Origin of the sequence: Pseudomonas fluorescens, assembly GCF_001902145.1 — a bacterium.
Taxonomy (GTDB): Bacteria; Pseudomonadota; Gammaproteobacteria; order Pseudomonadales; family Pseudomonadaceae; genus Aquipseudomonas; species Aquipseudomonas fluorescens_BV.
In genome coordinates, this window is the sequence record NZ_MRST01000018.1 from 180261 (window position 1) to 205895 (window position 25635).

Consider the following 25635-nt stretch of genomic DNA (forward strand, 5'->3'; position numbering starts at 1 on the left):
GGATTAAGCTTGGGCATCTCAAAAATGGAACACTGCCCATGTTCGACCTCAACGAACTCTTCCTGTACGCCAAGGTGGTCGAGCACGGCGGCTTTGCGGCGGCGGGTCGCGCGCTGAACCTGCCAAAATCGACCTTGAGCCGCAGAGTCAGCCAGCTTGAAGCCAGGCTGGGGGCACGGCTGATACAGCGCTCGACGCGCCAGTTCCAGGTCACCGATATCGGCCAGGCCTATTACCGACATTGCGTGGCGATGATTGCCGAAGCCGAGTCGGCCGAAGATGTGATTGCCTTCAACAAATCAGAGCCGCGCGGCGTGATCCGCTTGAGCTGCACCACCGCACTGCTCAACTACTGGGTGGCGCCGATGCTCGCCCAATTCATGGCGCAATGCACCAGCGTCGAACTGAATGTGAAAAGCTTCAACCGCAAGGTCGACATCATCAGCGAAGGCTATGACATGGCCTTGAACCTGTGTTTTCCGCCGCTGGAAAGCAGTGAACTGGTCATGAAGGTGCTGGCTAAAAGTCCTCAGGTGCTGGTAGCAAGCGCGGCTTTTGTGCAGGACGCGCCCCTGCCCCTGCTACCTGCCGACCTTGCAGGGCTGGCGACGATCCATTGGGGCAACCCGTTGCTTCAGTACCTGTGGGATCTGACCGGGCCGGACGGCGCGACGGCCCAGGTCACGCACACGCCACGCCTGGTCAGCGATGACATGTCCACCCTGAAAAACGCGGCACTGGCGGGCGTGGGCATCGCCAACCTGCCGCGGATGGTGGTGCAAGATGAGCTGGCCGATGGACGCCTGATCGTCTTGTTGCCCGAATGGCAACCCACTGAAGGCGTGATCACCGCCGTGTTCCCCTCCAGACGCGGGCTCATGCCGTCGGTGCGCTCCTTGATCGACTTTCTGGGCGATGCGTTTGATGCGCCGTGATTCCCCACGCCGTGCTGTTAGAGCATAGGTATCTACACAACTCTGTAGCGTTCAACGGTAACCACGATGCGAAGCGAGCGGCTCTTGATCTTGATCTTAGGCGCCCCGTTAAACCACGCTGGCCGGAATTCGACAGGGATTTGGGGGGTAAACCGGCAGGGATGCCGGTTTAGCCGCCCCGCGCCATGGATGGCGCGTGGCGGCGGCCCCCCAAATCACTGGCGGATTACGGGCACACCGAGCCTAAGCGAGGTGCCGAGTGGTGGGGCAAGAGCGTTTTGCTTACTTTTGCGCTGTTCAAAAGTGAGCCGCCGTCAGGGCGGAACCCTAAGTGGCCGTTACCGCAGGAATGGATATGTACTCGGTATAACCGTGTCGGCTGTCAGGCCGCCATCGCAGCGATGCGGCGACCCGACAAGCCAGCTCCCACAGTTTGATCGTGGCGTGTCAGGTAGATAAGCGTTGGCCGTCGGGGCCGTCGCGGGAGCAAGCTCCCTCGCCACAAGTTCGGCGTCATACCAAAGTTGTGTAGATACCTATGCTGCTAGAGGTCCTTGCACCCTCAGCAACAGTCTTTTGTCATCACTCCCATTGATAGCTCCCTAACAAAACCCCCATGCTAGAGGGCTGACTCCGCGCTTATATCATTCCGAATGATAGTTACCTTTGCTTCATTCGATTCGTGACCTAGCACCTCCCCGCGCATGATCCGCCCATCTCAAATACATTGGCGGATGCACTTCATGGAACAGTCACTCAAACATTTGCGCTTCCCTTTGGCGATATTGGCCGTGGTGGTGATGAGCGCGTGCGGCAAGACCCCGGAACAAGCGGCCGCCATGCCTCCTGCCAAGGTCAGCGTGGCCAAGGTGCTGGAACAACCGGTCAACGAGTGGGACGAGTTCACCGGGCGCCTTGAAGCGCCTGAAACCGTGCAGATTCGTCCGCGGGTGTCCGGGCAGATTGACCAGGTGGCGTTCACCGAAGGCGCGCTGGTGAAGAAAGGCGACCTGCTGTTCCAGATCGACCCTCGCCCATTCCAGGCCGAAGTGCGTCGCCTCGAAGCCCAACTTGCCCAGACCAAAGCCGCTGCCACCCGCAGTGAAAACGAAGCGCAACGTGGCGAGCGTCTGCGCCAGAGCAACGCGATATCCGCCGAACTGGCCGACTCGCGCACCACCGCCGCCCAGGAAGCCCGTGCTGCCATGGCCGGGATCCAGGCGCAGTTGGACCTGGCCAGGCTGAACCTGAGTTTCACCCGCGTGACGTCGCCCATCAGTGGCCGCGTCAGCCGTGCCGAAATCACCGCCGGCAACCTGGTGACCGCCGATACCACTGCGCTCACCAGCGTGGTCTCCACCGACAAGGTCTACGCCTACTTCGACGCCGATGAGCGTGTATTCCTCAAGTACACCGCTCTGGCCCGGGAAGGCCGCCGTGGCGCAACCACCCCGGTATACCTGGGCCTGTCCAACGAAACCGGCAACCCGCACCTGGGCCAGATGAACTTCGTCGACAACCAGGTCAACCCGGCCACCGGCACCATCCGTGGCCGTGCGGTGTTCGACAACAGCAAAGGCGAATACACCCCTGGCCTGTATGCGCGCTTGAAGCTGGTCGGCAGCGGTACCTATTCCGCCGTGTTGATCAACGACGAAGCCGTCGGCACCGACCTGGGCAAGAAATTCGTGCTGGTGATGGACGGCGACAAGCCGGCTTATCGCGCGGTGGAACTGGGGCCCAAAATCGAAGGCTTGCGTATCGTGCGCAGCGGCCTGACCAAGGACGACACCGTGATCGTCAAGGGCCTGCAGCGAGCACGCCCAGGCTCACCGGTCGCGCCGGAAACCATCCCGATGGCCAGCAAGGAAACCCTCGCCGCCTTGGCCCAACAACGACAAGCGCTTGAAGCCAGCAACCTGGAGCAAGTGGCGCCGGAAAAACCCGCGCCCAAGCTCGCAAGCGTCGCGACTCCACGCGGTTAAGGGATACGACTCAAGATGAATTTTTCCAAGTTCTTCATTTCACGGCCGATCTTCGCAGCGGTGCTGTCGCTGTTGATCCTGATCGCCGGCGCAATCTCGCTGTTCCAACTGCCGATCAGCGAATACCCGGAAGTGGTGCCGCCGACCGTGGTAGTGCGCGCCAACTTCCCGGGCGCCAACCCCAAAGTCATCGGTGAAACCGTGGCCGCGCCGCTGGAGCAAGCCATCACCGGTGTCGAGAACATGCTGTACATGTCCTCGCAGTCCACCGCCGACGGCAAGCTGACCCTTACCATCACCTTCGCCCTGGGCACCGACCTGGACAACGCGCAGGTGCAGGTGCAAAACCGTGTGACACGCACCCAGCCCAAGCTGCCGGAGGAAGTGACGCGCATCGGTATTACCGTGGACAAGGCCTCCCCCGACCTGACCATGGTGGTGCACTTGACCTCCCCGGATCAGCGCTACGACATGTTGTACCTGTCCAACTACGCGATCCTCAATATCAAGGATGAGCTGGCCCGCCTTGGCGGCGTTGGTGACGTGCAGCTGTTCGGCATGGGCGACTACTCGTTGCGGGTCTGGCTCGACCCGAACAAAACCGCTTCGCGCAACCTAACGGCGACCGATGTGGTCACGGCGATCCGCGAGCAGAACCGCCAGGTGGCAGCCGGTGCCCTGGGCGCCCAACCTGCGCCGAGTGACACCAGCTTCCAGTTGTCGGTCAATACCCAAGGCCGCCTGGTCACCGAGGAAGAGTTCGAGAACATTGTGGTTCGCGCCGGTGCCAACGGTGAAATCACGCGCCTCAAAGACATCGCTCGGGTCGAGCTGGGCTCCAGCCAATACGCGCTGCGCTCGCTGATCGATAACCAGCCTGCCGTTGCGATTCCGATTTTCCAGCGTCCCGGCTCCAATGCCATCGACATCTCCAACGATGTGCGCAGCAAGATGGCCGAGCTGAAAAAGAGCTTCCCAGCGGGCATGGATTACCGCATCGCCTATGACCCGACCATCTTTGTACGCGGTTCCATCGAAGCGGTGGTGCACACGCTGTTCGAAGCACTGATCCTCGTGGTGCTGGTGGTGATCCTGTTCCTGCAGACCTGGCGCGCCTCGATCATCCCCTTGGTGGCGGTGCCGGTATCGTTGATCGGTACATTTGCGGTGATGCACCTGTTCGGGTTCTCACTCAATGCCCTGTCATTGTTCGGCCTGGTGTTGGCCATCGGTATCGTCGTGGACGACGCCATCGTGGTGGTGGAGAACGTCGAGCGTAATATCGAGCTGGGCCTGGAACCCTTCCCGGCGACCGAAAAAGCCATGAGTGAGGTGACCGGCCCGATCATCGCCACGGCGCTGGTGCTGTGTGCGGTGTTCATTCCGGCCGCCTTCATCAGCGGCTTGACCGGGCAGTTCTATAAGCAGTTCGCCTTGACCATCGCGATTTCAACCGTGATCTCGGCGTTCAACTCCCTGACCCTGTCCCCTGCCCTGGCCGCTGTGTTGCTGCGCGGTCACGACGCGCCGAAGGACCGTTTCTCGAAGTTCCTCGACAAGATCTTCGGTGGCTGGCTGTTCCGTCCCTTCAACCGCTTTTTCGAAAAAGCCAGCCATGGCTATGTAGGCACCGTACGCCGAGTGATTCGCGGCAGCGGTATCGCCTTGTTCGTATACGCTGGCTTGATGGTGCTGACGTTCTTCGGCTTTGCCCACACGCCGACCGGTTTCGTACCGGCCCAGGACAAGCAATACCTGGTGGCCTTCGCTCAACTGCCCGACGCCGCGAGCCTGGACCGCACCGAAAACGTGATGAAGCGCATGTCGGAGATCGCCCTGAAACAACCCGGCGTGGAAGCTGCGATTGCCTTCCCGGGCCTGTCGATCAACGGGTTCACCAACAGCCCGAACAGCGGCATCGTGTTCGTGACCTTGAAGCCCTTTGACGAGCGTAAAGACCCGAGCATGTCCGCCGGGGCAATTGCCGGTGCACTGAACGGCCAATACGCCAATATCGAAGAAGCCTACATGGCGATCTTCCCGCCGCCGCCGGTACAAGGCCTGGGCACCATCGGCGGCTTCCGACTGCAGATCGAAGACCGTGGCAACCTCGGCTATGACGAGCTGTATAAAGAAGTGCAGAACGTGATTGCCAAGAGTCACAGCGTGCCTGAACTGTTCGGCCTGTTCACCAGCTACACCGTGAACGTGCCGCAAGTCGACGCCGCCATCGACCGCGAAAAAGCCAAGACCCACGGCGTGGCGATCAGCGACATCTTCGACACCCTGCAGGTCTACCTGGGCTCGTTGTATGCCAACGACTTCAACCGCTTCGGGCGTACCTACCAGGTCAACGTGCAGGCCGAGCAACAGTTCCGCCAGGACTCCGACCAGATCGGCCAGTTGAAAGTACGCAACAACAAAGGCGAGATGATCCCGCTGGCGACCTTTATCAAGGTCAGCGACACCTCGGGCCCGGATCGCGTGATGCACTACAACGGCTTCATCACCGCAGAAATCAACGGCAACGCCGCACCGGGCTACAGCTCTGGCCAGGCCCAGGCCGCGATTGAAAAACTGCTCAAGGATGAACTGCCCAACGGCATGACCTACGAGTGGACCGACCTGACGTATCAGCAAATCCTCTCGGGCAATACCGCGCTGTTCGTGTTCCCGCTCTGCGTGCTGCTGGCGTTCCTGGTACTCGCCGCCCAATACGAAAGCTGGAGCCTGCCACTGGCGGTAATCCTGATCGTACCGATGACGCTGCTGTCAGCCATTACCGGGGTGATCATCTCGGGCGGCGACAACAACATCTTCACCCAGATCGGCCTGATCGTACTGGTGGGCCTGGCGTGCAAGAACGCGATTCTGATCGTCGAGTTCGCCAAGGATAAACAGCAGGAAGGCCTCGACCCGCTCGCCGCGGTACTGGAAGCCTGCCGCCTGCGTCTGCGGCCGATCCTGATGACCTCCTTCGCGTTCATCATGGGTGTGGTGCCACTGGTGCTCTCCAGCGGTGCCGGTGCCGAGATGCGCCATGCCATGGGCGTGGCGGTGTTCTCCGGGATGATCGGTGTGACCTTCTTCGGTCTGTTGCTGACACCAGTGTTCTACGTACTGATCCGTCGCTATGTCGAGCGCAGTGAAGCGCGCAAAGCGGCCAAGGCCTTGAAGCTGGAGACACAGCAATGAGTGTGAAAGTATTCCTGCCGAGCCTGTTGGTGCTGGCGCTCGCCGCCTGCGCCGTAGGCCCGGACTACAAGACCCAGCAACTGGAGGCGGCCAATATCACGGCCGCCGCCGACACCAAGAGCTACGACCATGCCAAATACGAAGGTATCTGGTGGCAGCAGTTCGAGGATCCGACCCTCAACCAACTGGTCACCCAGTCCCTGAGCGGCAACCGTGACCTGCGCGTAGCCTTTGCCCGCCTGCGGGCGGCACGGGCCATCCGTGATGATGCGGCCAACGACATCATGCCGGTGGTCACCTCCCGCGCCAGCAGCGATGTGGGCAAGGGCCAGATTCCCGGCCAGACCACCAGACGCGTCAACAGCGAGCGCTACGACCTGGGCCTGGACATGGCCTGGGAAGTGGATTTGTTCGGGCGCATCCGCCGCAACCTGGAAGCCAGCGACGCCGACCAACAGGTGGCCGAAGCCGACCTGTACCAACTGCAAGTCACCATGATTGCCGAGTTGGTAGATGCCTACGGCCAACTGCGCGGGGCGCAACTGCGTGAACGCATCGCCCTCGACAACCTGAAGAACCAGCAGGAATCTCGCACCATCACCGTCAGCCTGCGCGATGCCGGCGTGGGCGATCAGCTCGACGTGGAACGTGCCGACGCGCGCCTGGCGGCGGTGGAAGCCAGCGTGCCGCAACTGCAGGCCGAACAAGTGCGCGAGCGCAACCGCATCGCCACCCTCCTCGGCCAGCGCCCGGACAAGCTGAGCGTTGACCTGAGCCCCAAAGACCTGCCGGCAATCGCCAAGGCGTTGCCGATTGGCGACCCGGGCCAACTGCTGCAACGACGCCCGGACATCCTCAGCGCCGAACGCAAACTGGCCGCCGCCACCGCACGTATCGGCGTGGCCAAGGCCGACCTGTTCCCACGGGTGAGCCTCAGCGGTTTCCTCGGCTTCACCGCCGGGCGCGGCTCGCAGATCGGCTCGGCCGCAGCGAATGCCTGGTCCCTGGGCCCGAGCATTACCTGGGCCGCGTTCGATCTGGGCAGCGTGCGTGCGCGGTTGCGCGGTGCGAATGCCGAGGCCGACGGCGCCCTGGCAACCTACGAGCAGCAAGTGCTGCTGGCCCTGGAAGAGTCCGAGAATGCCTTCAGCGACTACGGCAAGCGCCAGCAACGTTTGGTCTCGCTGATCCGCCAAAGCGAATCCAGCCGCGCCGCCGCCGACCTCGCGGCGATCCGCTACCGCGAAGGCACCGTGGACTTCCTGGTGCTGCTCGACGCCCAGCGCGAACGCCTGGCCGCCGAAGATTCCCAGGCGCAGGCCGAAGTGGACCTGTATCGCGGGATAGTGGCGATCTACAAGGCGCTGGGTGGTGGCTGGCAGCCGGATACGGTGGTTGCCAGCAGCAAGTGAGGTAAAGAGCTCCTTTGGTTGGTCGCATCCAGCCAATTTTTAGCCCTGCGGTCCATTCGGTCGCGGGGCTTTTTTTGCCCTGCCATTAGCGGATCAATCAATGGTGCCGCCCTTGTGGTTCATTCAAACAGAACTTTTTTCATAACACCAAGTGCTCTTGCACATAGGCCTTGAACGCCTGGTCACGTGCCGCCTGATGCGTGGGCGCTCGCTCGGGAAGCACGGTACCGGGAGGCTGCTGCATTAATCGATAAACTCCGATCAGCTTCCTGGAGCCCTGCTCCATCGCGTAGATCAACCCTGGCGCGGGGGCGCGCGCAGAGCGTTTGCTGACGATTTTTATGGGTACCTGATCGGTGATCGGTGATGCCCCAAAAGCCGCCTGCGCGGCTTCAATCATCGCGCGGTTCTGCTTGAACAAGTTGGGGTCCGTCTTGAGCTGAGACAGCAGGGCAACACTGGTCATCGTGGATTCCGCGTTGAGACTGCCGGCGCGCGAGCCAAACATGTTGACGCCCGTCTTGCTCACCAGGTCTGGCGCATCGTCACCTGGATGGACCAACACTTCAGGGTCGGTATGCCCTTTGGCCAGGTTCAGCAGGCCTGCCGCATTTTCTTCGTTTTTTCTCAACCGCGTGAGGTAGGCGAAATCAAGCGTACCTTGGCTCACAGGGCCTGGCAGGTGGTCCAGTTCATGAATCAATGCGTTGCTCATAGCGCCTTCGTGGGAGCCGAAATGCTGGTAATAGCGCTTGGCACCATCGATGTTGACCTCCATGAATTTCCCCGTCTTATCGACCTTGAAATCTTCAGGGATGACCTGCGCAACCCATCGATGGTCCTGGGAGCGCATGAACTTTACGTTTCTGGCAGTCAGCGCTTGAGCGTTGGTCTTGAGCCGTGAAAGGCGGGAGGTCATCAGTTTTCGTGCCTGAACAGGTGACATGCCCTGAAAGCTCTTGAGCACAAAGTCCACGTCTTCAGTCAGCGCAGGGTCTGCTATCGCTTTAAGTGCATCGTCCACCTTGGACACCATCAGCGGCTGCGAACGCTCGATGAGCTCCTTGACCTCTGCGCGTGTGGCTCTCGGCCCAGGCTTGACCTTGCCTTCGTTCGGTTGCGTCGCCACCGGGCGCTCTTCCTGCGGCCTTTCTGTGCTTTTGAGCGAGTCGCGGCGCATTTGCCGAACGCGCCCGACCCGTTGTTCTTCGAGTTGCGCTTTCCAAGCGTCGCGCACCACGCCTTGGGACTTTCCAAGCCGAAACAGGCGGCCGCTTCCTACCCACTTGGCGGCTTTGAGCAGAGGTTCAGAGAGGCCGGCGAATGGATTGAGCAAACTGTTGGTCATTGTCCCCACCGCCCGGGTAGCCGCCGCCAATCTGGAAAAGCCGGTTTGCGCCTGATTGAACGCTGCCGCCCCCTCTGCTGCAGCGCCTGCGACGACAGCAATGGCTGCCGCAACGTCGGTGGCGCACCCTGTCAACGCCCCCAGGTCTTTTTTGACGTGCCCGGACACAATGTCGTCGTAGCAAGCCTTGAAGGGAATCAGTGTATTTATAAGGGTTTTACTGACCCGTTTGACCCGATCATAGAAACGCTCCGAGGCCGTTTGCCCCATCGCGGTAGTGAGGAGTTGTTCGGGATCCAGCACCAGATTGCGTCGTGCTACGTAGTCAGCAATCGCATTGGCCCGCTCCGAAAAAAAACCAAGTGGTGCTAGCGTTTGTGAAGATGTCGCCGCCGGCAGTGTTTCGCGCAATGCCCTGATCTGTACCTCGGATGCCCCCGCCCGTGGACCGTCCACGTGGGACTTCATACGGGTCACCCACAACCGCGGGACCATTGCCTCGCCGTTGGCCAGCATCGCCATGAAGTCGTGCCGTTCGACATAGGTCCCGCTCATGGGGAAAAACTCATAACACTTGGCATCTTTGCCCTGCCCGACGCTGATCAGGAAGCCATAACGCCCCCTCACCGCTTGGAGTTGCTCATCCGCTTCCGTTATGCGAGTGCCTGCGCCATTAATGGACTCGGTCTCGACTTGATAAAAGGTCAGCTCCTGAGTGGCCAGTGCCTGCCTGTCCGCGTAGGGCATTTTGCTGAGAATGTCTTTCAGGCCCGTGGAGACGGCCTTTTGAAAACGCTCGGTATCACCTTTGACAGCCTGGGCAAGGGACTGCCCGGCATGTTTCAACCTCGTGAAGTGCACCCGCAGGGAAGCCAGCCTGGGATCATATTCATCTTTGAACAGCGTGGCGCCAGTCACGCCCTCAAGCCTGGTCGAGCCAAATTCACCGTACTTGAGATTGCCGCTCATGTGCAGGTCAACCAGGCTTTCCTTGAAGCCGATAGTGCGCTGTACCCGGGGTAACCCGGGCCCCAAGCTGATATTGGGCAGCAGCCAGGGCAACCGGTACTTCACGGTATGCTTCGGTTCGTTCAGATCGTGCCCGGGAAGCACGCGTTCGAGGTCAGACTGCGACCGCGCTCGCCGGTCTTTTATCGGGGTGCTCAGTGTTACAAGGGCCTGATGAGAGCTCTCGATATAATCGTTGTATTTTGTCGCCGCGACTTGCAGGTCTTGGGGGGTGTACTGATCGTCAGATCGCCGAGCAATGACCCCGTGCATCGTTGCCCAATCAAGCAGCGGTTCTGTTTCGATAGCATGAAACAACACCGCTTGCTCCGGCGTCTGGGCCTGGAGGATGGCACGCTCCAGCACCTGGTCATAGGTGAGGGTGCGGCTGGAGCCCTCTGCTGACTCCTCCAGCAATGCGACAGTTTTCCTGAGTACCACCCAGGCAGGAGAGCCGATGCGCAACGTATCCGGCGTGTCTGGCAGCACAAACTCTGGAGCGACACTGGCCAGCATGATATGCACAGTGGCATCCACCGCCTCGGGCCGCACGCCCCTATTGCGAACCAGATGTGCCTTCAAGTCACCCTTGACGTCTGCCAGGGTACGCCCGGCGTTAGCCAGTGAGTACAGGTCATAACCTGCGATATGGTTTCTACGCTGCCCCAGCTCGGGGTCAATGCTCAACATCAGGGCAGTCAGCAGCAGCTGGTTGCGCTGGTCATTTGAAAACCCGGCAGGATCACGCCCAATCGCAGCCAGCAATGTGTTCTGCCGATAGCGATTGAGCGGTGCATGGTTACTCAGATGCCGAGTGATCTGATCATCCATGTTTTGCGTGGTCACGTTCATGCTGGTGAGGATGCCGTCGCCGACATACGTTCTTAACGCCTCGACCAAGCGTTGGCGTTCGTCAAGACTCAGGCCTGGGTGGCCTGGCTTCGGTGCCTGCGCAGATGCCCAGGTGTAGTTGCCCAAGGCGGGGCTCGATGGCAGCGCAAGACGTTGCCAATTGATCAGGTTACGCACCTGTGCGGCCGTTCGCGGCAGGTTTTCACCACTCAGTCCTGGAAAACCGCGTTGCAGAAACGCTAGCGCGGTGGTGTCTTTTTCGACGGCGCCAGTGCGGGGTGCCAGGTTAAACCGCAGGTTCGCCAGGTCGACGAAGGCATAGTCAGCCTTATCGAGCACACTGCGCTCCAACACGGTCAACCAGGCTTGCCGGTCAATCGCGTCCGCCTCGCGATGGGTGAATCTGTTTTGCACGGGATCCGACCCGGCAACCCACGATGACGAGACCTCAGGGGTAACAAAAGGTGGGGGACCGAAACGCGCTAAAGAGGGAGGAGGTATTGCTGCAGGAACTTTTGATAACACGTCCATGACCCAGCGTTCAATAAGGGTTTCCAGACTGAGAGAAGGTCTGCGCTGGCTCCATAGGAAAAAGACGAGGCGCAAGCAGGACCTTTCGCTACGCTAAATGCCGCCGACTCAGCTCGCGTCGCGCAGAATCAGGCTGCGCAAGTGCCCCGGATTGGACCCGGACCACTTGCGGAATGCCTTGTAGAACGAACTGGTATCGGCAAACCCCAACCGCGACGCAATCTCGGCAAAACTGATCTGCGGTTCAGCCAGCCACACAATCGCCAGCTCCTTGCGTACACCGTCCTTGAGGCCCTGATAAGTCTGCCCCTCCTCTGCCAGGCGGCGGCGCAGTGTGGACGCGGAAATGCACAAGCTGGCCGCAAGGCCCTCGGTTTCAGGCCAGGTATCGGGCGGCATCTGGCGCAGATCGTGCTTGATGCGGGTGGCCAGGCTTTCGGGATCGCGGTATTTGACCAGGATGTTGGCCGGCGCATGGGCAAGGAAGCGCTTGAGTTCTTCAGGGCTGCGTTTGATCGGCAGATCGAGGCAGTCGGCTGAAAAGATCATGCGAGTGCGTGGTCGATCAAAGCGCAGGTTGTCAGAAAACATCACCCGGTAATCGTCACAGAAGTCCGGCTGCGCGCAACGCAGTTCAATGGCGAGGATCGGAATGCGCCGCCCCGCCAGCCAGCAGGCGACGCCGTGGACGATCATCCAATAGGTGAAATAGGTAAACGCGCGTTTTGGCTCATCGGGTTCGAGCAGGACGATCTCCGCCAGGCTCTGTTGGCGGACCAGTTGGGCCGGCAGATGCTCCAGCATCAACGAGAGAAACCCCAAGCCGGTTTCCAGGCCGGCCGCCAGGCTGGGTTGCGCCATGGAGGCGCGACACAGGAACGCCAGGCTACCGGACTTGAGTGTGCGTGGGTCCATGCCAAAAAATTCATCGTCCCTGCGCCGCGCCAGCAAGCGCCACAGGCGTGCATAGGCCGTGGCCGCCACGCGAGCGTCGGGCTGCTCAAGCAACGCCGGGTCAATCCCGACTTTGCTCAGTGCCTCAACGGTGGCCGCTCCCGGCGCGCAACTGTGCAACAGCGCTTCGCGCACAAGGTGGATGGAGATGGTGTCTTTTTCCGACATGGGGCGTTGAACTATCCGGCTGCAGTCTGGGTGGTCTGCATCATAAAGGCGGTTGCGCTTCGCCACCACCGTTCAGCCCACGTTCAGCAAAGGTCAATATTTCTTGTTTGGCAATGAGTATCATTATGTTACAACTTAGCTCCCTAACTAGTTGTGCCCGGGTGCCCGATGCTCGTTCCTTTTTTAATCATGCTGCGCGAAGGCATTGAAGCGGCATTAATCGTTGGCATTATCGCCAGTTACCTGCAACAGACCGGGCGTGGCCAGTGGATGCCTGCGGTGTGGATCGGCGTCTTCCTTGCGGCAGCGCTGGCGCTGCTGGTGGGCGGCGGCCTGGAGTTGGTCAGTGCGGAGTTCCCGCAAAAGCAGCAGGAATTGTTTGAAGGTGTCGTCGGGCTGGTGGCCGTGGGCATCCTCAGTTCCATGGTGTTCTGGATGCGCAAAGTGGCACGCTCGATTAAACACTCGCTGCATGAGTCCCTCGATCATGCGCTGGCCGGCTCCAGGCATCAGGTGTTCGCCTTGATCGCCATGGTGTTTTTCGCCGTGGCCCGCGAAGGGCTGGAGACGGTGTTCTTCCTGTTGGCCGTGTTCCAGCAAAGCGAAGGCCCGGGCGCGCCGGTGGGCGCCCTGCTCGGCCTGGTCCTGGCCATTGTCGTGGGCTTGCTGATTTATTCCGGCAGTATGCGCCTGAACCTCAGCGCGTTTTTCCGCTGGACCGGCCTGTTCATCCTGGTGGTCGCGGCCGGCATTCTCGCCAATTCGGTGCAAGCCCTGCATGAAGCCGGCGTGTGGAACCACTGGCAGACCGTGCTATTCGACTTCAGCGCCGCGTTGCCCATGGACAGCCCGCTCGGCTCGGTACTGGCCGGTATGTTCGGTTACCAGGAGGCGCCGACCGTGAGCACCCTGGGTGCCTATCTGATTTACCTGGTGGCGGCCCTGGTGATGTTCTTCCTGCCCTCGGCCCCTACCCAGCCCGTTGCCAATACCTCTTCCGTTTCCAGCCAGTAAGGACCGTCTCTTGTCCAACCCAACCCCTCAATCGGCCCCGCCGTCCCGCGCCCTGCGCTGGGGCGTGGCCGGCTCGGTGGTGGTGATGATCACCGCCGGAGGCCTGTTCTACTACGCCTCGCAATTGGCCGCCGGCAAGCGCCAGACCAACCACAATGAAATCGCGGTGACCATCCACGGCCACGCCTGCGAACCCAACGCCCTGACGGTACCGGCCGGGCATACCAGCTTTCGCATCATCAACCGCTCCGACCGCGCGGTGGAGTGGGAAATCCTCGACGGCGTGCTGGTGGTCGAAGAGCGGGAAAACATCGCCCCTGGCCTGAGCCAGGTGATCAACACCAACCTGCTGCCCGGCGACTACGCCATTACCTGTGGCCTGCTGAGCAACCCTCGCGGCATTTTGCATGTCACGCCCACGGCAGAGTCTGACGCGCAGGCCAAGGCCAAGCCGTCGATGGTGGCCTTTATCGGCCCGTTGTCGGAGTTTCGCGTGTACCTGAGCGGCCAAGGCGGTGCTCTGGTCAAAGCCGTAACGGCCCTGCAACAGGCCATCGCTGCCGGCGACCTGGCCCAGGCCCAGGCGCTGTATGTACCGGCCCGCGAGGCGTATCAGCGCCTGGCGCCGGCGTCCCAGCGTCTGGCCGAATTGGATAACGCGATCAATGCCCGCGCCGATTATTTTGAACAGCGCGAGCAGGACCCCGCCTTCAGCGGCTTCCACCGCCTCGAATACAGCCTGTTCCAGCAACACAGCCTTGATGGCCTCGCGCCGGCCGCCCAACGCCTGGTTACCGACGTCACCACGCTCAAACAACAGTTACTGGCCCAGTCCCTGCCCCCGGAGCAACTGGTGAGCATCGTGGTCCGCAACCTCAACAGCCTGGCGGACGTGCGGGCGGCGAGCGGTGAAGAGGAACGCTACAGCCACATCGACTTGAACGGCTTTGCCGCCAATCTGCAGGTCGCGCGCAAGGTGGTCCACCTGATGCGCCCGTTGCTAGTCAAGTCCGCCGCCGACCTGTTGCCCGCTATCGACAGCGCGCTCAACGCCCTCGACACAGAACTCGACGGGCTCAAGGTGAATGACCGCTACCCCAGCTACGACAAGGTTACAGCTGATCAGCGCAAGCAGATCGCCGACAAGGCCAAGGCTCTGGCCGTTGCACTCGATGGAATCGACCCCGCCCTTGGCCTTTCCGGCCTGCAGTGAAGACGACCGCATACATGAGTGATACAGAACAGTTTGACCTCCAACGTCGCCGCGTCCTGTTGGGCATGGCGGCCACCGGCGCTGCGATTGCCGGCAGCAGCCTGACCTGCCCAGCGATGGCGGCAGCGGCTGAGCAAGTCACCACCGCACCGCGCAGTGACAAGACCCAGGACCACCAGGCGTTTTTCGGCAAGCACCAAAGCGGCATCGTCACCCCGCGCCCGGCCTGCGGCATGGTCGTGGCGTTCGATGTACTGGCCAGCGACCGCGAAGACCTGCAACGTCTGTTCCGCACCCTCAACGAGCGCATCGCATTCCTGATGACCGGCGGCAGCGTGCCCCAGGTCGACCCGAAATTGCCGCCTACCGACTCCGGCATCCTTGGCCCTGTGGTCACGCCGGATAACCTGACCATCACCGTATCGGTCGGTGAGTCGTTGTTCGACGAACGCTTCGGCCTTGCCGCCGCCAAGCCCAAACGCCTGAGTCGCATGGTCGGCTTTCCCAACGATGCACTGGAACCGGCGCAGTGTCACGGCGACCTGAGCCTGCAGTTCAGCTCCAACACGCCAGACACCAATATCCACGCGCTGCGCGACATTGTGAAAAACCTGCCCGACCTGCTGCTGGTGCGCTGGAAGCAAGAAGGCAGCGTGCCGCCCCAGGCACCGACCAAGCCCGGCGAACCGGCGCAGAGTGCGCGCAATTTCCTGGGCTTTCGCGATGGCTCGGCCAACCCCAACTCCAACGATGACAAGGCCATGGACCAAATCGTCTGGGTACAGCCCACCAGCGACGAGCCGGCCTGGGCCGCCCATGGCAGTTACCAGGCCGTGCGCATCATCCGTAACTTTGTCGAGCGCTGGGATCGCACCCCGCTGCAAGAACAGGAAAGCATCATCGGCCGTGTCAAACCCACGGGCGCGCCCATGGACGGCCAGCATGAAACCCAGGTCCCGGACTACAGCAAGGACCCGCAAGGCAAGTTGACCAAGCTCGATGCCCACATCCGCCTGGCCAACCCGCGCACTCCGCAGACCCAGGCCAACCTGATCCTGCGGCGGCCGTTCAACTACTCCAACGGCGTCAACAAAAACGGTCAACTGGACATGGGCTTGTTGTTCATCTGCTACCAGGCTGATCTGGAGAAAGGCTTTATCAGCGTGCAAACCCGGCTCAACGGCGAACCGCTGGAGGAGTACCTCAAGCCAGTGGGTGGCGGGTATTTCTTCACCTTGCCGGGGGTCACCGAGCCCAAGGATTTCATCGGACGCACGCTGCTCGCCGCAACGCACCCTCACACCCCTGCCAAAACCTAAAACACACCAGAGCGGAATGTCTCCCATGAAGAAGTCGTCTATCGCGTTGTTGTTGATCAGCCTTTGGCCACTGGCAAGCTTCGCCGCTACTGCGCCGTTGGACCTGGTGGGCCCGGTGTCGGATTACAAGATCTACGTCACTGAAGAAATCGGTGAACTGGTCACACAGACCCAGGCGTTTACCGACGCCATCAATCAAGACGACCTGGCCACCGCCAAGAAGCTCTATGCGCCGACCCGCGTACACTATGAGTCCATCGAGCCGATCGCCGAGCTGTTCAGCGACCTCGACGCGTCCATCGACTCACGCGTGGACGATCACGAGAAAGGCGTGAAGGCCGAAGACTTCACCGGTTTCCACCGCATCGAGTACAGCCTGTTCTCCGAGAACACCACCCAGGGCCTCGCCGCCCTGGCCAATAAACTCAATCATGACGTACTGGACCTGAAAACCCGGGTTGACGGCCTGACCTTCCCGCCGGAAAAAGTCGTCGGCGGCGCCGCAGCGCTGCTTGAAGAAGTCGCCGCCACCAAGATTTCCGGCGAGGAAGACCGCTACAGCCATACCGACCTGTACGACTTCCAAGGCAACATCGACGGTGCGAAGAAAATCGTCGACCTGTTCCGTGGCCAGATCGACCACCAAGACAAGGTCTTCCTGGCCAAGGTCGATAAAAACTTCGCCGCCGTGGACAAGATCCTGGCCAAGTACAAGACCCAGGATGGCGGCTTCGAGACCTACGACAAAGTCAAGGAAAACGACCGTAAGGCTTTGGTGGGCCCGGTCAATACACTGGCGGAAGATTTGTCCACTCTGCGTGGGAAGTTGGGACTCAACTGATCGAAAGCGCCCCCCCTTACGTGACACGGCGAGGGCGCTGCCTGAAGTGTTTCAGGCCGTCATGCGGGCAGTGCTTCAAACCCGTCCAGCGGCGTGCCGGTCGGCAACCCAGTTTTTTGATGGGTCGCGTACCAACGTCCATCTGTCCGTACTGCGTGCACCGGTACCGAATGATTGTGCCCGTTGTGAATAACAGGCTTAACCGCCTGCTCTTGGACATTGTGCGGTGCCTTCAACTGGTTTGATACACTCAGGTAAGTGCGCAGTTTTTCTTCCACCACGCCCAGCTTGAAAAGCGTTGAGGGGTTCGGTGCCCTGCCTAACGCTTTGGGCAGCGCGACAAGCCCTTTCCCGCCGGCGACCATTAGGTCTGCCGTGCCATCCAGTGGGTTCAAGAAACCACTGACCACGGTAATCCCCTTTTCCAACACGCGAAATGCCTTGACGCCGAAGGGAGCAACAGCTTTTGTGGACTTGACGAGCGGTTTCAAGGTTCCAAATGCCCCACCTACGAAAGCCCCCGCGGTGTCGATGATCAGCCCGCGCATCCCTTCGACGATGTTGCCTTTGGCCAGGTCAATGACGGCCCCGACAAAAGGGATCATGCTCAGCAAAATACTGTCGTTGCGTCGCAATATTTCGCGCTGTTGTTCCAGCGGCAACATGCCCTGCGCGACCTTCAGCACGTTGGCACGATGATGGATAAAATTGCCCTGCATGATCCGATCGACAATTGACTGTGTGCGGGGCGACGAAAAACTGTTGGGCACCTGGGTGGATGCCTCGCCCTGCGCAGGGACCGGCGTAGCGTGCAGGGTCTCACCCAGCTTCTCAATAATGACACCCGGCGACGTCACACCCGACCTGGGCAAGGCATTGGAGCTGTAAGCGGTGAAATCAAATGGTTCCACCGCACCGTGCTGCACCGGGACGTTTGTCACCGCCCAAGGCCCATACGTCTTCGGCACCGTTTCAAAAGTTCCTCCCTGGGCCAAGTTACGCGGCAGGTCTTCGCGTTTGACGATCAGCATCTTGTCGGGGAACACCTCGAAGTAGCTGATTACCCCGTTGTAATTGCAGCGTATCAGCGTGCCCTTACGCCCTCTGCGCTCCTCCACCTGCTCCGGTGTTACCTCTATCGTAGTCACACTATCGGTTGCCTCGCGCAAGGCAAACAGTTCCACTTCCCCCCACTCCAAGGCTTGTCGATCAGCCAACGGAAGTTGGGCGATCATGCGTCGTGTGGTGATGCTCAAACCCTGCTTGAGTTTGTCCAGGTAGGCATCGACTTCACCGGGCAACTGGGCTTGCACATCCGGCAAATGGGCGATCCTCGCATTCAACGCCTGTACGTTGGCATCAACGGCTGCCTGGTCGGATTCGCTCAGCCGAGGTGTGACAAATGGAGATGTGCGCCTAGCCGGTTGTGGCGGCTGCTCCCCGGGCGCCAGCAGCATCCAACGGTCCTTTGTAAGGTCGCCGGTCATGTACGCCTCGATCAGCGCACGCGTTCTCGGCTCGGATATCTTCATATTGCGGCGCTCATCCGGGTCTGCGATGTATACCCGCATGGCTTTCAACTGCTCCACGCTCAGGCCTGGAAATACTGTCTGCAAGTTCCTGATCGCCGAGTCTTCTCGTATAGGCAGCGGCAGGTTGAACTGTTCCAACGCATAAACGAGTTGCTCGCACTCCTCATTGAAAGCCGTGATGGCCTGCAGATGATGTTGCTGTGTGTAGCGGCCATCCACCGGCTTGGCAAAGAGCCCGCGCATCAAGCCCCAATCCAATAACACGTCGATCCCATAATTATCCATCACCGCCGCTTCGTCCGGCGTAGTGGCGCTCAGCCGGCTAAGCCCCATGATTTCGGTGTAGCTCATGGCCCGCGAACAACCGGCCCCACCTTGACGCTCGGCAAGCGTGACGCCCAGGCGAAAGTCGGCCCATTCCACCGAGCCTATGCGCAACGTGGAAGGGATATCCCGCACCAGAAATTCGGGCGCGCTATTGGCCAACAACAGATGCGCGGCCAGCGGTACAGTCTTTGGATCGAGCAAGGCTTTCTGAGCCAGTTGGGTCTCGATTTCAGCGCGTACCGACGCCATCGTCCGTCCACTGTTGGCGGGCTGATAGATGTCATAACCGGCAACGTTTCCAGGGCGCCGCGGCATCTCGGGGTCAATCTGCAGCAGGGCCGCCGTGAGTTCCCACTGCTTGGCTTCGAGGGTCGATAAGTCATAGGTACCGGACGCGCCCTGAAAATACAGACTGCGAGCAGCGGCCTTGCCCCAGTCCAGGGCTGACGGGTGGTTGAGGATCCGCTCCAGAATCTTATCGGCGTTGGCACGCACCTCTTGCGGGGTGTTCTCATCGAGTACGCCGCGAAAATCCAAGGCGCGCAAAACACTCGGTTCGCTACGGCTAATGGCATCGTCGCTCATGAATTGCGCTACCAAGCGTTTGTCATTTTCAGACAACATGCCCGGTACCCATGGTCGCGCAAGCAATTGCGCGTAATTACCCAGCGCGGGGGCCGGCGCCACCGCCGCTTGCAACCAGCGAATCACATTGCGCACTTCCTTCGCGGTCTTGGGCACGGGTAAGCCGTGGGAAATCAGTACATCGCGCAGGGCGGCCTTGTCGGCACCGTTTGTGGCAAGCACTGAAGTTGCGCTGATCGGCGTCTGCGCATTGGCCAGCGACACCTCTTCGTCGTCGGGTCGGTTGCGAACCAGATCAGTCAGGCAACCTGCCAGGTATTGACGCTCGTCCAACCGGTCGATGATTTTTCTTGCCGCAAGGCTGCTGCCCTGCAGCCGGTTTTTTGTCTCGGTTGACCAACCGGACCATTCCTCCGCCAACAGATGTCCACGCACCAACGCCAACTCATCGTCGCTCTTTGGCGGGGTGATTTCATGCCACTGCAAGACAGCATTGCGAGAAAACCGGTCGGACTGTTCCGACACATAAACCAGGCCATTACCCGCGCTATCCAGCGCCGCGGCAGCGGCGTGCAATCGGCCCCCGACCTGCCACCAGCCCGAATCGTCGTTCAGGGTGAAGGTCTTTCGCGTTCCCACGCGACCGTTGAAGACCCACCCGGTGATCGAATCCGGCTTTACCACCACGGTATCCAGGGCTATGCCCTTGTTCATAAGCCACGCCTTGACTTCATCGGTATTGAACGCGCTGCGCAAAGCGGCAAAGCCTGCGTAGAAAGTGCTGTCGGTGGGGATCTGGACAAGGGAGTCCGACACTTGGCGCGTTGCTGATGTCGCCAGCTCATTACGCAGGCGGTGATCACCCTCGCTCGACACCAAGGGCGCAGGCTGCAGCGTCCATCGTGGCGGGCTATCAATAGCAGGATTTGAGACTACTTCGCGCTTGCTGCGAACAACGTGTTCGGGGAGGGAGTTTTCCGCCGGGCTCACCGAATGTAGCGGCGGCGTAAACGCAAGGGTGTGGCGACTAGGGCTGATACTCGACATGTCTGTTTCCTCTGAACCAATCAAGGGCAGAGTTCTCGTCCCTAAGAACCGTCGAGAAGCAACGTAGCAGCCAGCGCAAGCTATGCGAGTAGGTAAACTCCTAAGGCGTTGAAAACAGTTCTACAGAATACGGTACAGCAACCGCTCGATGCGCACTCGACTGACCCGGCGCAGGAACTTGCCCACCGCCGGTGGGTAATCCACCAGCGTCTGCAGCTGTTGGTAGCCCTCGATACGGGTCGTGTGTTGGAAGATCTGGGCCAACTCGGTACGCCGCGGCTCCAGCCATTGGCCTTGAGGGTCGTCGATCAACAAGCCGTTTTCCAGGTCGAGGCGAAACGCCCGAGGGTTGAGGTTGTTGCCGGTGAGCAAGGTGTAGCGCTCATCCACCCACATGCCCTTGAGATGGTAGGTGTTATCACCGTCGCGCCATAAGTGCAGGTTCAATTGGCCGCTGTTGATCATCGGCTGATGCCGCTTGGCAAAACGCCGCAGGCTGATCTCGTACAGGTACGGCAACGCCTCAATCACCTTGAAAGGTTCGGTGGGCGGAATGTAGAAGTCGTTGGCGGTCTTGTCGCCCACTACGATGTCGATCTTCACACCGCGTGCCAGGGCGCGATTGATCTCACGGGTGACCGGCAATGGCAGGTTGAAGTACGGCGTGCAGATGGTCAGTTGTTGCTGGGCACTGGCGATCAGTTCGAGGATCACCCGGCTCAACGGGTTGTTCTTGCCGACGCCCAGCAATGGGCTGACCGACAGGTGGCCGTTGGGTAACTGCCCGGCCGTGGTGTCGTAGGTCGCATGCTTGAGACGGCTGCGCAAGTCGCCGATATCGTTGCGCAGGCTGCGAGTGGTGGGCGGGTTCGGCAGGTCGAGGCGATGCACGGCCTTGGACGCCACCAGGCCGTGTTCCACCAGGTGCTGCATCGAATCGGCCAAGGGTTGGCTATGGATCAGGTGGTAACGGTCGAAGCGGTATTTATCGAACTTGTGCAGGTACACATTGTTCAGGCTGGCGCCGCTGTACAGCACGCTGTCATCGATCACGAAACCTTTGAGGTGCAACACGCCGAACAACTCGCGGGTTTGCACCGGCACGCCGTACACCGGTACTTCGGTGGCGTGGCGCTGGGTCATCGCCTGGTACCAGGCGCTGTTGCCCGGTTGCTTGCCCGCGCCGATCAACCCGCGCTGGGCGCGCAGCCAATCAACCATCACCACGATGTCCAGTTCGGGCCGTGCGGCCTTGGCGGCGTGTAGCGCGTCGTAGATTTCCTGCCCCGCCTCATCCTGCTGCAAGTACAAGGCAACGATATAGATACGCCGCGTGGCCTGGGCAATTTTCTCCAACAGGCAGCGACGGTAGGCGTCGGCGCTGGGCAGCACCTCAATGGCCTCGTTGGACAACGGGAAACCGCGCAGCTTGGGCAACAGGGAGCGTTTGAAGAACGACGGCATAGGGCTCGCAATGGGTCGAATCCGAAGAGGCCCAAAGCTTACACCATGAGGCTGTCCAGGTCTCGCAGTGGACAATCCAAAAAAACGGTTGACCATGAAGAACGATCGTTCTACTGTCCGCAACATGAACGATATCACTCAGAGTGAAACCCGCGACATCATCCTCGACGTCACCGAGAAGTTGATCTATCGCCATGGCATTGCTGCCACCGGCATGGACTTATTGGTGAAAACAGCCGGTGTGTCGAGAAAAAGTATCTACCGTTACTTCGCCAACAAAGATGAGTTGGTGGTGGCCGCCCTGCAACGCCGTGACGAGCGCTGGATGCAGTGGCTGCGCAGCGAAGTGGAACGCCGCGACAACAGCGGCGAGCGCCTGCTGGAGCTGTTCAGCGCGCTCAAGCGCTGGTTCGGCTCGGCGGACTTTCGCGGCTGCGCCTTTATCAACACCAGCGGTGAAACCGGCGACGCCCAGGACCCGGTGCGCCTGTTGGCCAAGGCCCATAAAGGCAAACTGTTCGAGTACGCACTTGAACTTTGCCAAGCACATGGCACCCCCGCCCCGGAACAGCAGGCCGCGCAACTGCTGATCCTGATCGACGGCGCCATTACCGTTGCCCTGGTCATGGGTGATTCAACAGCTGCCGATAATGCGCAATGCATGGCGCGGACCTTACTGCAACTTTGAACCTACCACCCCGGCAACTTCGACCCAACCTTAATTGCTTTGAGGAGCCATCCATGTCAGCCCAAGCAGAAGCCCGCCCGCCCCTGCCACCGTTTACCCGCACGTCTGCCATCGAAAAAGTCCGCCTGGCCGAAGACGGCTGGAACTCCCGCGACCCACAACGCGTGTCTCTGGCCTACACCCTGGATACGAACTGGCGTAACCGCGCCGAATTTGCCCATAACCGCGAAGAAGCCAAGCAGTTCCTGAGCCGCAAATGGGCCAAGGAGCTGGATTATCGACTGATCAAGGAATTGTGGGCCTTTACTGATAACCGCATCGCCGTGCGCTACGCCTATGAATGGCACGATGATTCGGGTAACTGGTTTCGCTCGTACGGCAATGAGAACTGGGAGTTCGATGAGAACGGCTTGATGGCCAACCGCTTTGCCTGCATCAACGATATGCCAATCAAGGAAAGTGAACGCAAGTTCCATTGGCCGCTGGGGCGGCGCCCGGATGAGCATCCGGGACTGTCTGAGCTGGGGCTATAACCCCGATTCTGCAGGTACAGTGAGATCCAATGTGGGAGCTGGCTTGCCTGCGAAAGCGGAGTGTCAGTCGCTGAATCTTTAACTGAACCACCGCCATCGCAGGCAAGCCAGCTCCCACATTTGGATCGCGGCGCATCAATTAGATCTGCGTCTGCTGTCATCCCCCTCCCACACGTTTAGTCCTGATTCAGCCCAACCCGGTACAACACGCCGTCATCCTCATCGGTCAGCACATAGAGAAAGCCATCCGGCCCCTGCCGCACATCGCGAATCCGTGCTTTCAATTCGCCCAACAAGCGTTCCTCGTGGATCACCTTATCCCCCTCGAACTGAAGCCGAATCAGCTCCTGACTCACCAGCGCACCGACAAACAGGTTGTGCTGCCATGGCTTGAACCGGTCGCCGTCATAGAACGCCATGCCACTGACGCCCGGCGACTTCTCCCACACATGATGGGGCGCCACTGTGCCCTCTGCCGTTTTGCCCTTGGCTTCGGGAATCGGCAGCAGGGAATAGTTGATGCCATGGGTTGCCAACGGCCAGCCGTAATTCTTGCCGCGCTCGATGATATTGACTTCGTCACCGCCACGGGGCCCGTGTTCATGTTCCCAGATCGTGCCGCTCCAGGGGTTCAGGGCCAGCCCTTGGGGGTTACGGTGCCCGTAGGACCAGATTTCCGGGCGCACGCCGGGTTGACCGACAAAAGGGTTGTCGTCCGGCACGCGACCATCCGGGTAGATGCGCACCACTTTACCTTGCAGCTTGTCCAGGTCCTGGGCCGTGGGGCGGTCGTTGTTCTCCCCCAGGGTCACGAACAGGTAGCCATCACGGTCGAAGGCCAGGCGCGAGCCGAAGTGGTTGCCGGTAGACAGCTTGGGTTCCTGGCGCAGTATCACCTTGAAGTCCTCCAAGCCGCTCAAGTCGGCCGTCAAACGCCCACGCCCTACGGCTGTGCCGGCCTTGCCACCCTCGCCACCGCCTTCGGCGTACGACAGGTACACCAGGCGGTCCTGCTTGAAGTCTGGCGACAGCACCACATCCAGCAACCCACCCTGCCCTTTGGCCCATACCTGCGGCACGCCCTTCAAGGGCGCAGACAGCTTGCCGTCCGGGCTGACAAACCGCAGGTTTCCAGGCAGTTCGGTCACCAGGAAACCTTGCTGGTCCGGCAAAAACGCCAGCGCCCACGGATGGTCCAGGCCCCTGGCAACCGGCGTGGCGGTGATGCTGCCTTGCTCGCTGGGGAACTGTTGGCTATCGGCGGCATACACCGCGCTCAACGGCAGTAACGCGCTGGCGCACAGGACGGCTAACAGGGTTTTACGTACAAACATAAGGCGAAATCCTTAGCGGCGATTGCCGTTGGCATCATAGGTGGGCGCTTTGGGTGCGGTGGCCGGTCGGCTGGGGGCCGCCTCCTGCTTGGGGTAGCGGTTGCCGATGCCGCCGTTTTCCAGCGTCGGCCGCGGGTTTGCCGGGACAGGCTGGATACTGCGAACTGCCGGTGCATTGGGCTGGGTACCCTGCATGCTATTGGGGTTGGCCCGGTGAATAGGGCCGTGGTCGCTACGCCCTGGCAAGTTTTGCGCCTGGGCCAATGGCGCAAGGGCCAGGCCCAGCGCCAGTGCTGCAAGATGACGTACACAACGGTTCATGGCCAAACCTCTCTATGCCAAGTACTACGTGCTTTCGATAACACGCTACGCCGTGGGTTCGCGTTGTGACACTAAATAGTTTCTCATCAGGTGTAACACGATCTGTCCGAGCATCTATCCGCCGAAACTTTTGCCCTGCGCTGCGAGTCACCAGCACACAGGCTCATTGTTAAGGAATCACACCTATGCCTCGGGCAATCTGGAAAGGCGCCATCAGTTTCGGCTTGGTTCACATCCCGGTATCGCTGGTCTCGGCGACCTCTTCACAAGGCGTCGACTTTGACTGGCTGGACAAGCGCAGCATGGACCCGGTGGGCTACAAGCGCATCAACAAAACCACCGGCAAGGAGGTCACCAAGGACAATATCGTCAAGGGCGTGGCCTTTGAAAAAGGCCGCTACGTGGTGCTCAGCGAAGACGAAATTCGCTCGGCCCACCCCAAGTCCACCCAGACCATCGAAATCATCGCCTTCGTCGCCAGCGACCAGATACCCCTGCAAAACATCGACACCCCCTACTTCCTCGCCCCGGATAAACGCGGCGGCAAGGTCTATGCACTGCTGCGCGAAGCGCTGAAAAAAACCGGCAAGGTCGCCCTGGCCAATGTGGTGCTGCACACCAAGCAACACCTGGCCGCGTTGATGCCGCTGGAGTCGGCCCTGGTGCTGGTCATGCTGCGCTGGCCCGCCGAAGTGCGCAGCCTGGATGAGTTGGAACTGGGCAGCGATGTGACAAAGCCGACCCTGGCCAAAGGTGAATTGGACATGGCCAAGCGCCTGGTGGAAGACATGAGCGCCGATTGGCAGCCCGATGAATACCGTGACAGCTTCCAGGACAAGATCAGGGCGCTGGTGGCGAAGAAAGCCAAGGCCGGCAAGATCGAAGATGTGGAAACGGTCGAAGGCGGCGAAGAGCGAAAATCCGCGGATGTCATCGACCTGACCGAACTGCTCAAACGCAGCCTGGCGGGTAAACCTGCGGCGAAAAAGAGCGCCGCGAAAAAGTCCAATAACAAGGCCTCTTGAGCCT

17 protein-coding genes are annotated in these 25635 nt (G+C 60.4%); 11 read left to right on the plus strand and 6 right to left on the minus strand.

Features of this window, described 5'->3' with window-relative positions:
• The first annotated feature begins 38 nt into the window (after positions 1-38).
• The 4 genes from BUE92_RS05840 (at position 39) to BUE92_RS05860 (ending at position 7527) form a co-directional block, all read left to right on the plus strand.
• Positions 39-935: a LysR substrate-binding domain-containing protein gene (locus BUE92_RS05840; RefSeq protein ID WP_073522476.1), complete on the plus strand. Its 897-nt coding sequence runs from the start codon at positions 39-41 to the stop codon at positions 933-935.
• Positions 936-1678: 743 nt separating this feature from the next.
• The gene (gene mexE, locus BUE92_RS05850) at positions 1679-2920 is read left to right on the plus strand and encodes a multidrug efflux RND transporter periplasmic adaptor subunit MexE (protein WP_073522533.1); all 1242 of its coding nucleotides are present in this window, start codon (positions 1679-1681) and stop codon (positions 2918-2920) included.
• Between the two features lie 15 nt (positions 2921-2935).
• The gene (locus tag BUE92_RS05855) at positions 2936-6115 is read left to right on the plus strand and encodes an efflux RND transporter permease subunit (protein WP_073522479.1); all 3180 of its coding nucleotides are present in this window, start codon (positions 2936-2938) and stop codon (positions 6113-6115) included.
• Positions 6112-7527, plus strand: coding sequence for an efflux transporter outer membrane subunit (locus tag BUE92_RS05860; protein ID WP_073522480.1), 1416 nt, complete (start codon positions 6112-6114; stop codon positions 7525-7527). Before BUE92_RS05855 ends, BUE92_RS05860 begins: the two co-directional genes overlap by 4 nt.
• 139 nt (positions 7528-7666) lie before the next feature.
• Here the strand turns inward: BUE92_RS05860 and BUE92_RS05865 are convergent, their stop codons facing one another.
• The gene (locus BUE92_RS05865) at positions 7667-11149 is read right to left on the minus strand and encodes a hypothetical protein (RefSeq protein WP_073522481.1); all 3483 of its coding nucleotides are present in this window, start codon (positions 11147-11149) and stop codon (positions 7667-7669) included.
• 225 nt (positions 11150-11374) lie between these two features.
• Entirely contained in the window at positions 11375-12388 is a 1014-nt protein-coding gene (locus BUE92_RS05870) for an AraC family transcriptional regulator (protein ID WP_073522482.1), read from the minus strand.
• Positions 12389-12556: 168 nt separating this feature from the next.
• On the opposite strand from BUE92_RS05870, the gene efeU reads away from it, so the two are divergent.
• Genes efeU through efeO (BUE92_RS05890) form a run of 4 tightly spaced genes read left to right on the plus strand, consistent with a single transcriptional unit; the run spans position 12557 to position 16775 of the window.
• Positions 12557-13402: an iron uptake transporter permease EfeU gene (efeU, locus tag BUE92_RS05875; RefSeq protein ID WP_073522483.1), complete on the plus strand. Its 846-nt coding sequence runs from the start codon at positions 12557-12559 to the stop codon at positions 13400-13402.
• A gap of 10 nt (positions 13403-13412) precedes the next feature.
• Entirely contained in the window at positions 13413-14615 is a 1203-nt protein-coding gene (efeO, locus tag BUE92_RS05880) for an iron uptake system protein EfeO (RefSeq protein WP_073522484.1), read from the plus strand.
• Between the two features lie 14 nt (positions 14616-14629).
• A complete protein-coding gene (gene efeB, locus BUE92_RS05885) occupies positions 14630-15934 on the plus strand; it encodes an iron uptake transporter deferrochelatase/peroxidase subunit (protein ID WP_073522534.1) in 1305 nt (434 codons plus the stop codon).
• A gap of 25 nt (positions 15935-15959) precedes the next feature.
• Positions 15960-16775 (plus strand): iron uptake system protein EfeO, encoded by an 816-nt coding sequence (gene efeO, locus BUE92_RS05890; RefSeq protein WP_073522485.1) that lies wholly within the window; start codon positions 15960-15962, stop codon positions 16773-16775.
• Positions 16776-16834: 59 nt separating this feature from the next.
• On the opposite strand, the gene BUE92_RS05895 is transcribed toward efeO (BUE92_RS05890), so the two are convergent.
• Together BUE92_RS05895 and pssA are read right to left on the minus strand one after the other, a co-directional pair.
• Positions 16835-20266, minus strand: a complete 3432-nt coding sequence (locus BUE92_RS05895; RefSeq protein ID WP_143169951.1) for a hypothetical protein — start codon at positions 20264-20266, stop codon at positions 16835-16837.
• 120 nt (positions 20267-20386) lie between these two features.
• A complete protein-coding gene (gene pssA / locus BUE92_RS05900) occupies positions 20387-21730 on the minus strand; it encodes a CDP-diacylglycerol--serine O-phosphatidyltransferase (RefSeq protein WP_073522487.1) in 1344 nt (447 codons plus the stop codon).
• Between the two features lie 124 nt (positions 21731-21854).
• Between pssA and BUE92_RS05905 the strand changes: the two genes are divergently transcribed.
• Positions 21855-22418, plus strand: a complete 564-nt coding sequence (locus tag BUE92_RS05905) for a TetR/AcrR family transcriptional regulator (RefSeq protein ID WP_073522488.1) — start codon at positions 21855-21857, stop codon at positions 22416-22418.
• A gap of 53 nt (positions 22419-22471) precedes the next feature.
• Complete coding sequence (locus BUE92_RS05910) at positions 22472-22951, plus strand: nuclear transport factor 2 family protein (RefSeq protein WP_073522489.1); 480 nt, start codon at positions 22472-22474, stop codon at positions 22949-22951.
• A 176-nt stretch (positions 22952-23127) separates the two neighbouring features.
• On the opposite strand, the gene BUE92_RS05915 is transcribed toward BUE92_RS05910, so the two are convergent.
• Together BUE92_RS05915 and BUE92_RS05920 are read right to left on the minus strand one after the other, a co-directional pair.
• Positions 23128-24285 (minus strand): PQQ-dependent sugar dehydrogenase, encoded by a 1158-nt coding sequence (locus BUE92_RS05915; protein ID WP_073522490.1) that lies wholly within the window; start codon positions 24283-24285, stop codon positions 23128-23130.
• A 12-nt stretch (positions 24286-24297) separates the two neighbouring features.
• Positions 24298-24606 carry a hypothetical protein gene (locus BUE92_RS05920; RefSeq protein ID WP_014718365.1) on the minus strand — a complete coding sequence of 103 codons (309 nt, stop codon included), beginning with the start codon at positions 24604-24606 and terminating at the stop codon, positions 24298-24300.
• A gap of 185 nt (positions 24607-24791) precedes the next feature.
• On the opposite strand from BUE92_RS05920, the gene ku reads away from it, so the two are divergent.
• The gene (gene ku / locus BUE92_RS05925) at positions 24792-25631 is read left to right on the plus strand and encodes a non-homologous end joining protein Ku (protein WP_073522491.1); all 840 of its coding nucleotides are present in this window, start codon (positions 24792-24794) and stop codon (positions 25629-25631) included.
• Positions 25632-25635: the final 4 nt, after the last annotated feature.

Coding starts and splice junctions, on each gene's coding strand:
- efeB (WP_073522534.1), top strand. CDS start 14,630: ATGAGTGATACAGAACAGTTTGACCTCCAACGTCGCCGCGTCCTGTTG.
- BUE92_RS05920 (WP_014718365.1), bottom strand. CDS start 24,606: ATGAACCGTTGTGTACGTCATCTTGCAGCACTGGCGCTGGGCCTGGCC.
- pssA (WP_073522487.1), bottom strand. CDS start 21,730: ATGCCGTCGTTCTTCAAACGCTCCCTGTTGCCCAAGCTGCGCGGTTTC.
- BUE92_RS05855 (WP_073522479.1), top strand. CDS start 2,936: ATGAATTTTTCCAAGTTCTTCATTTCACGGCCGATCTTCGCAGCGGTG.
- BUE92_RS05915 (WP_073522490.1), bottom strand. CDS start 24,285: ATGTTTGTACGTAAAACCCTGTTAGCCGTCCTGTGCGCCAGCGCGTTA.
- BUE92_RS05840 (WP_073522476.1), top strand. CDS start 39: ATGTTCGACCTCAACGAACTCTTCCTGTACGCCAAGGTGGTCGAGCAC.
- BUE92_RS05860 (WP_073522480.1), top strand. CDS start 6,112: ATGAGTGTGAAAGTATTCCTGCCGAGCCTGTTGGTGCTGGCGCTCGCC.
- BUE92_RS05895 (WP_143169951.1), bottom strand. CDS start 20,266: ATGTCGAGTATCAGCCCTAGTCGCCACACCCTTGCGTTTACGCCGCCG.
- BUE92_RS05905 (WP_073522488.1), top strand. CDS start 21,855: ATGAACGATATCACTCAGAGTGAAACCCGCGACATCATCCTCGACGTC.
- efeO (WP_073522485.1), top strand. CDS start 15,960: ATGAAGAAGTCGTCTATCGCGTTGTTGTTGATCAGCCTTTGGCCACTG.
- BUE92_RS05870 (WP_073522482.1), bottom strand. CDS start 12,388: ATGTCGGAAAAAGACACCATCTCCATCCACCTTGTGCGCGAAGCGCTG.
- ku (WP_073522491.1), top strand. CDS start 24,792: ATGCCTCGGGCAATCTGGAAAGGCGCCATCAGTTTCGGCTTGGTTCAC.
- mexE (WP_073522533.1), top strand. CDS start 1,679: ATGGAACAGTCACTCAAACATTTGCGCTTCCCTTTGGCGATATTGGCC.
- efeU (WP_073522483.1), top strand. CDS start 12,557: ATGCTCGTTCCTTTTTTAATCATGCTGCGCGAAGGCATTGAAGCGGCA.
- BUE92_RS05910 (WP_073522489.1), top strand. CDS start 22,472: ATGTCAGCCCAAGCAGAAGCCCGCCCGCCCCTGCCACCGTTTACCCGC.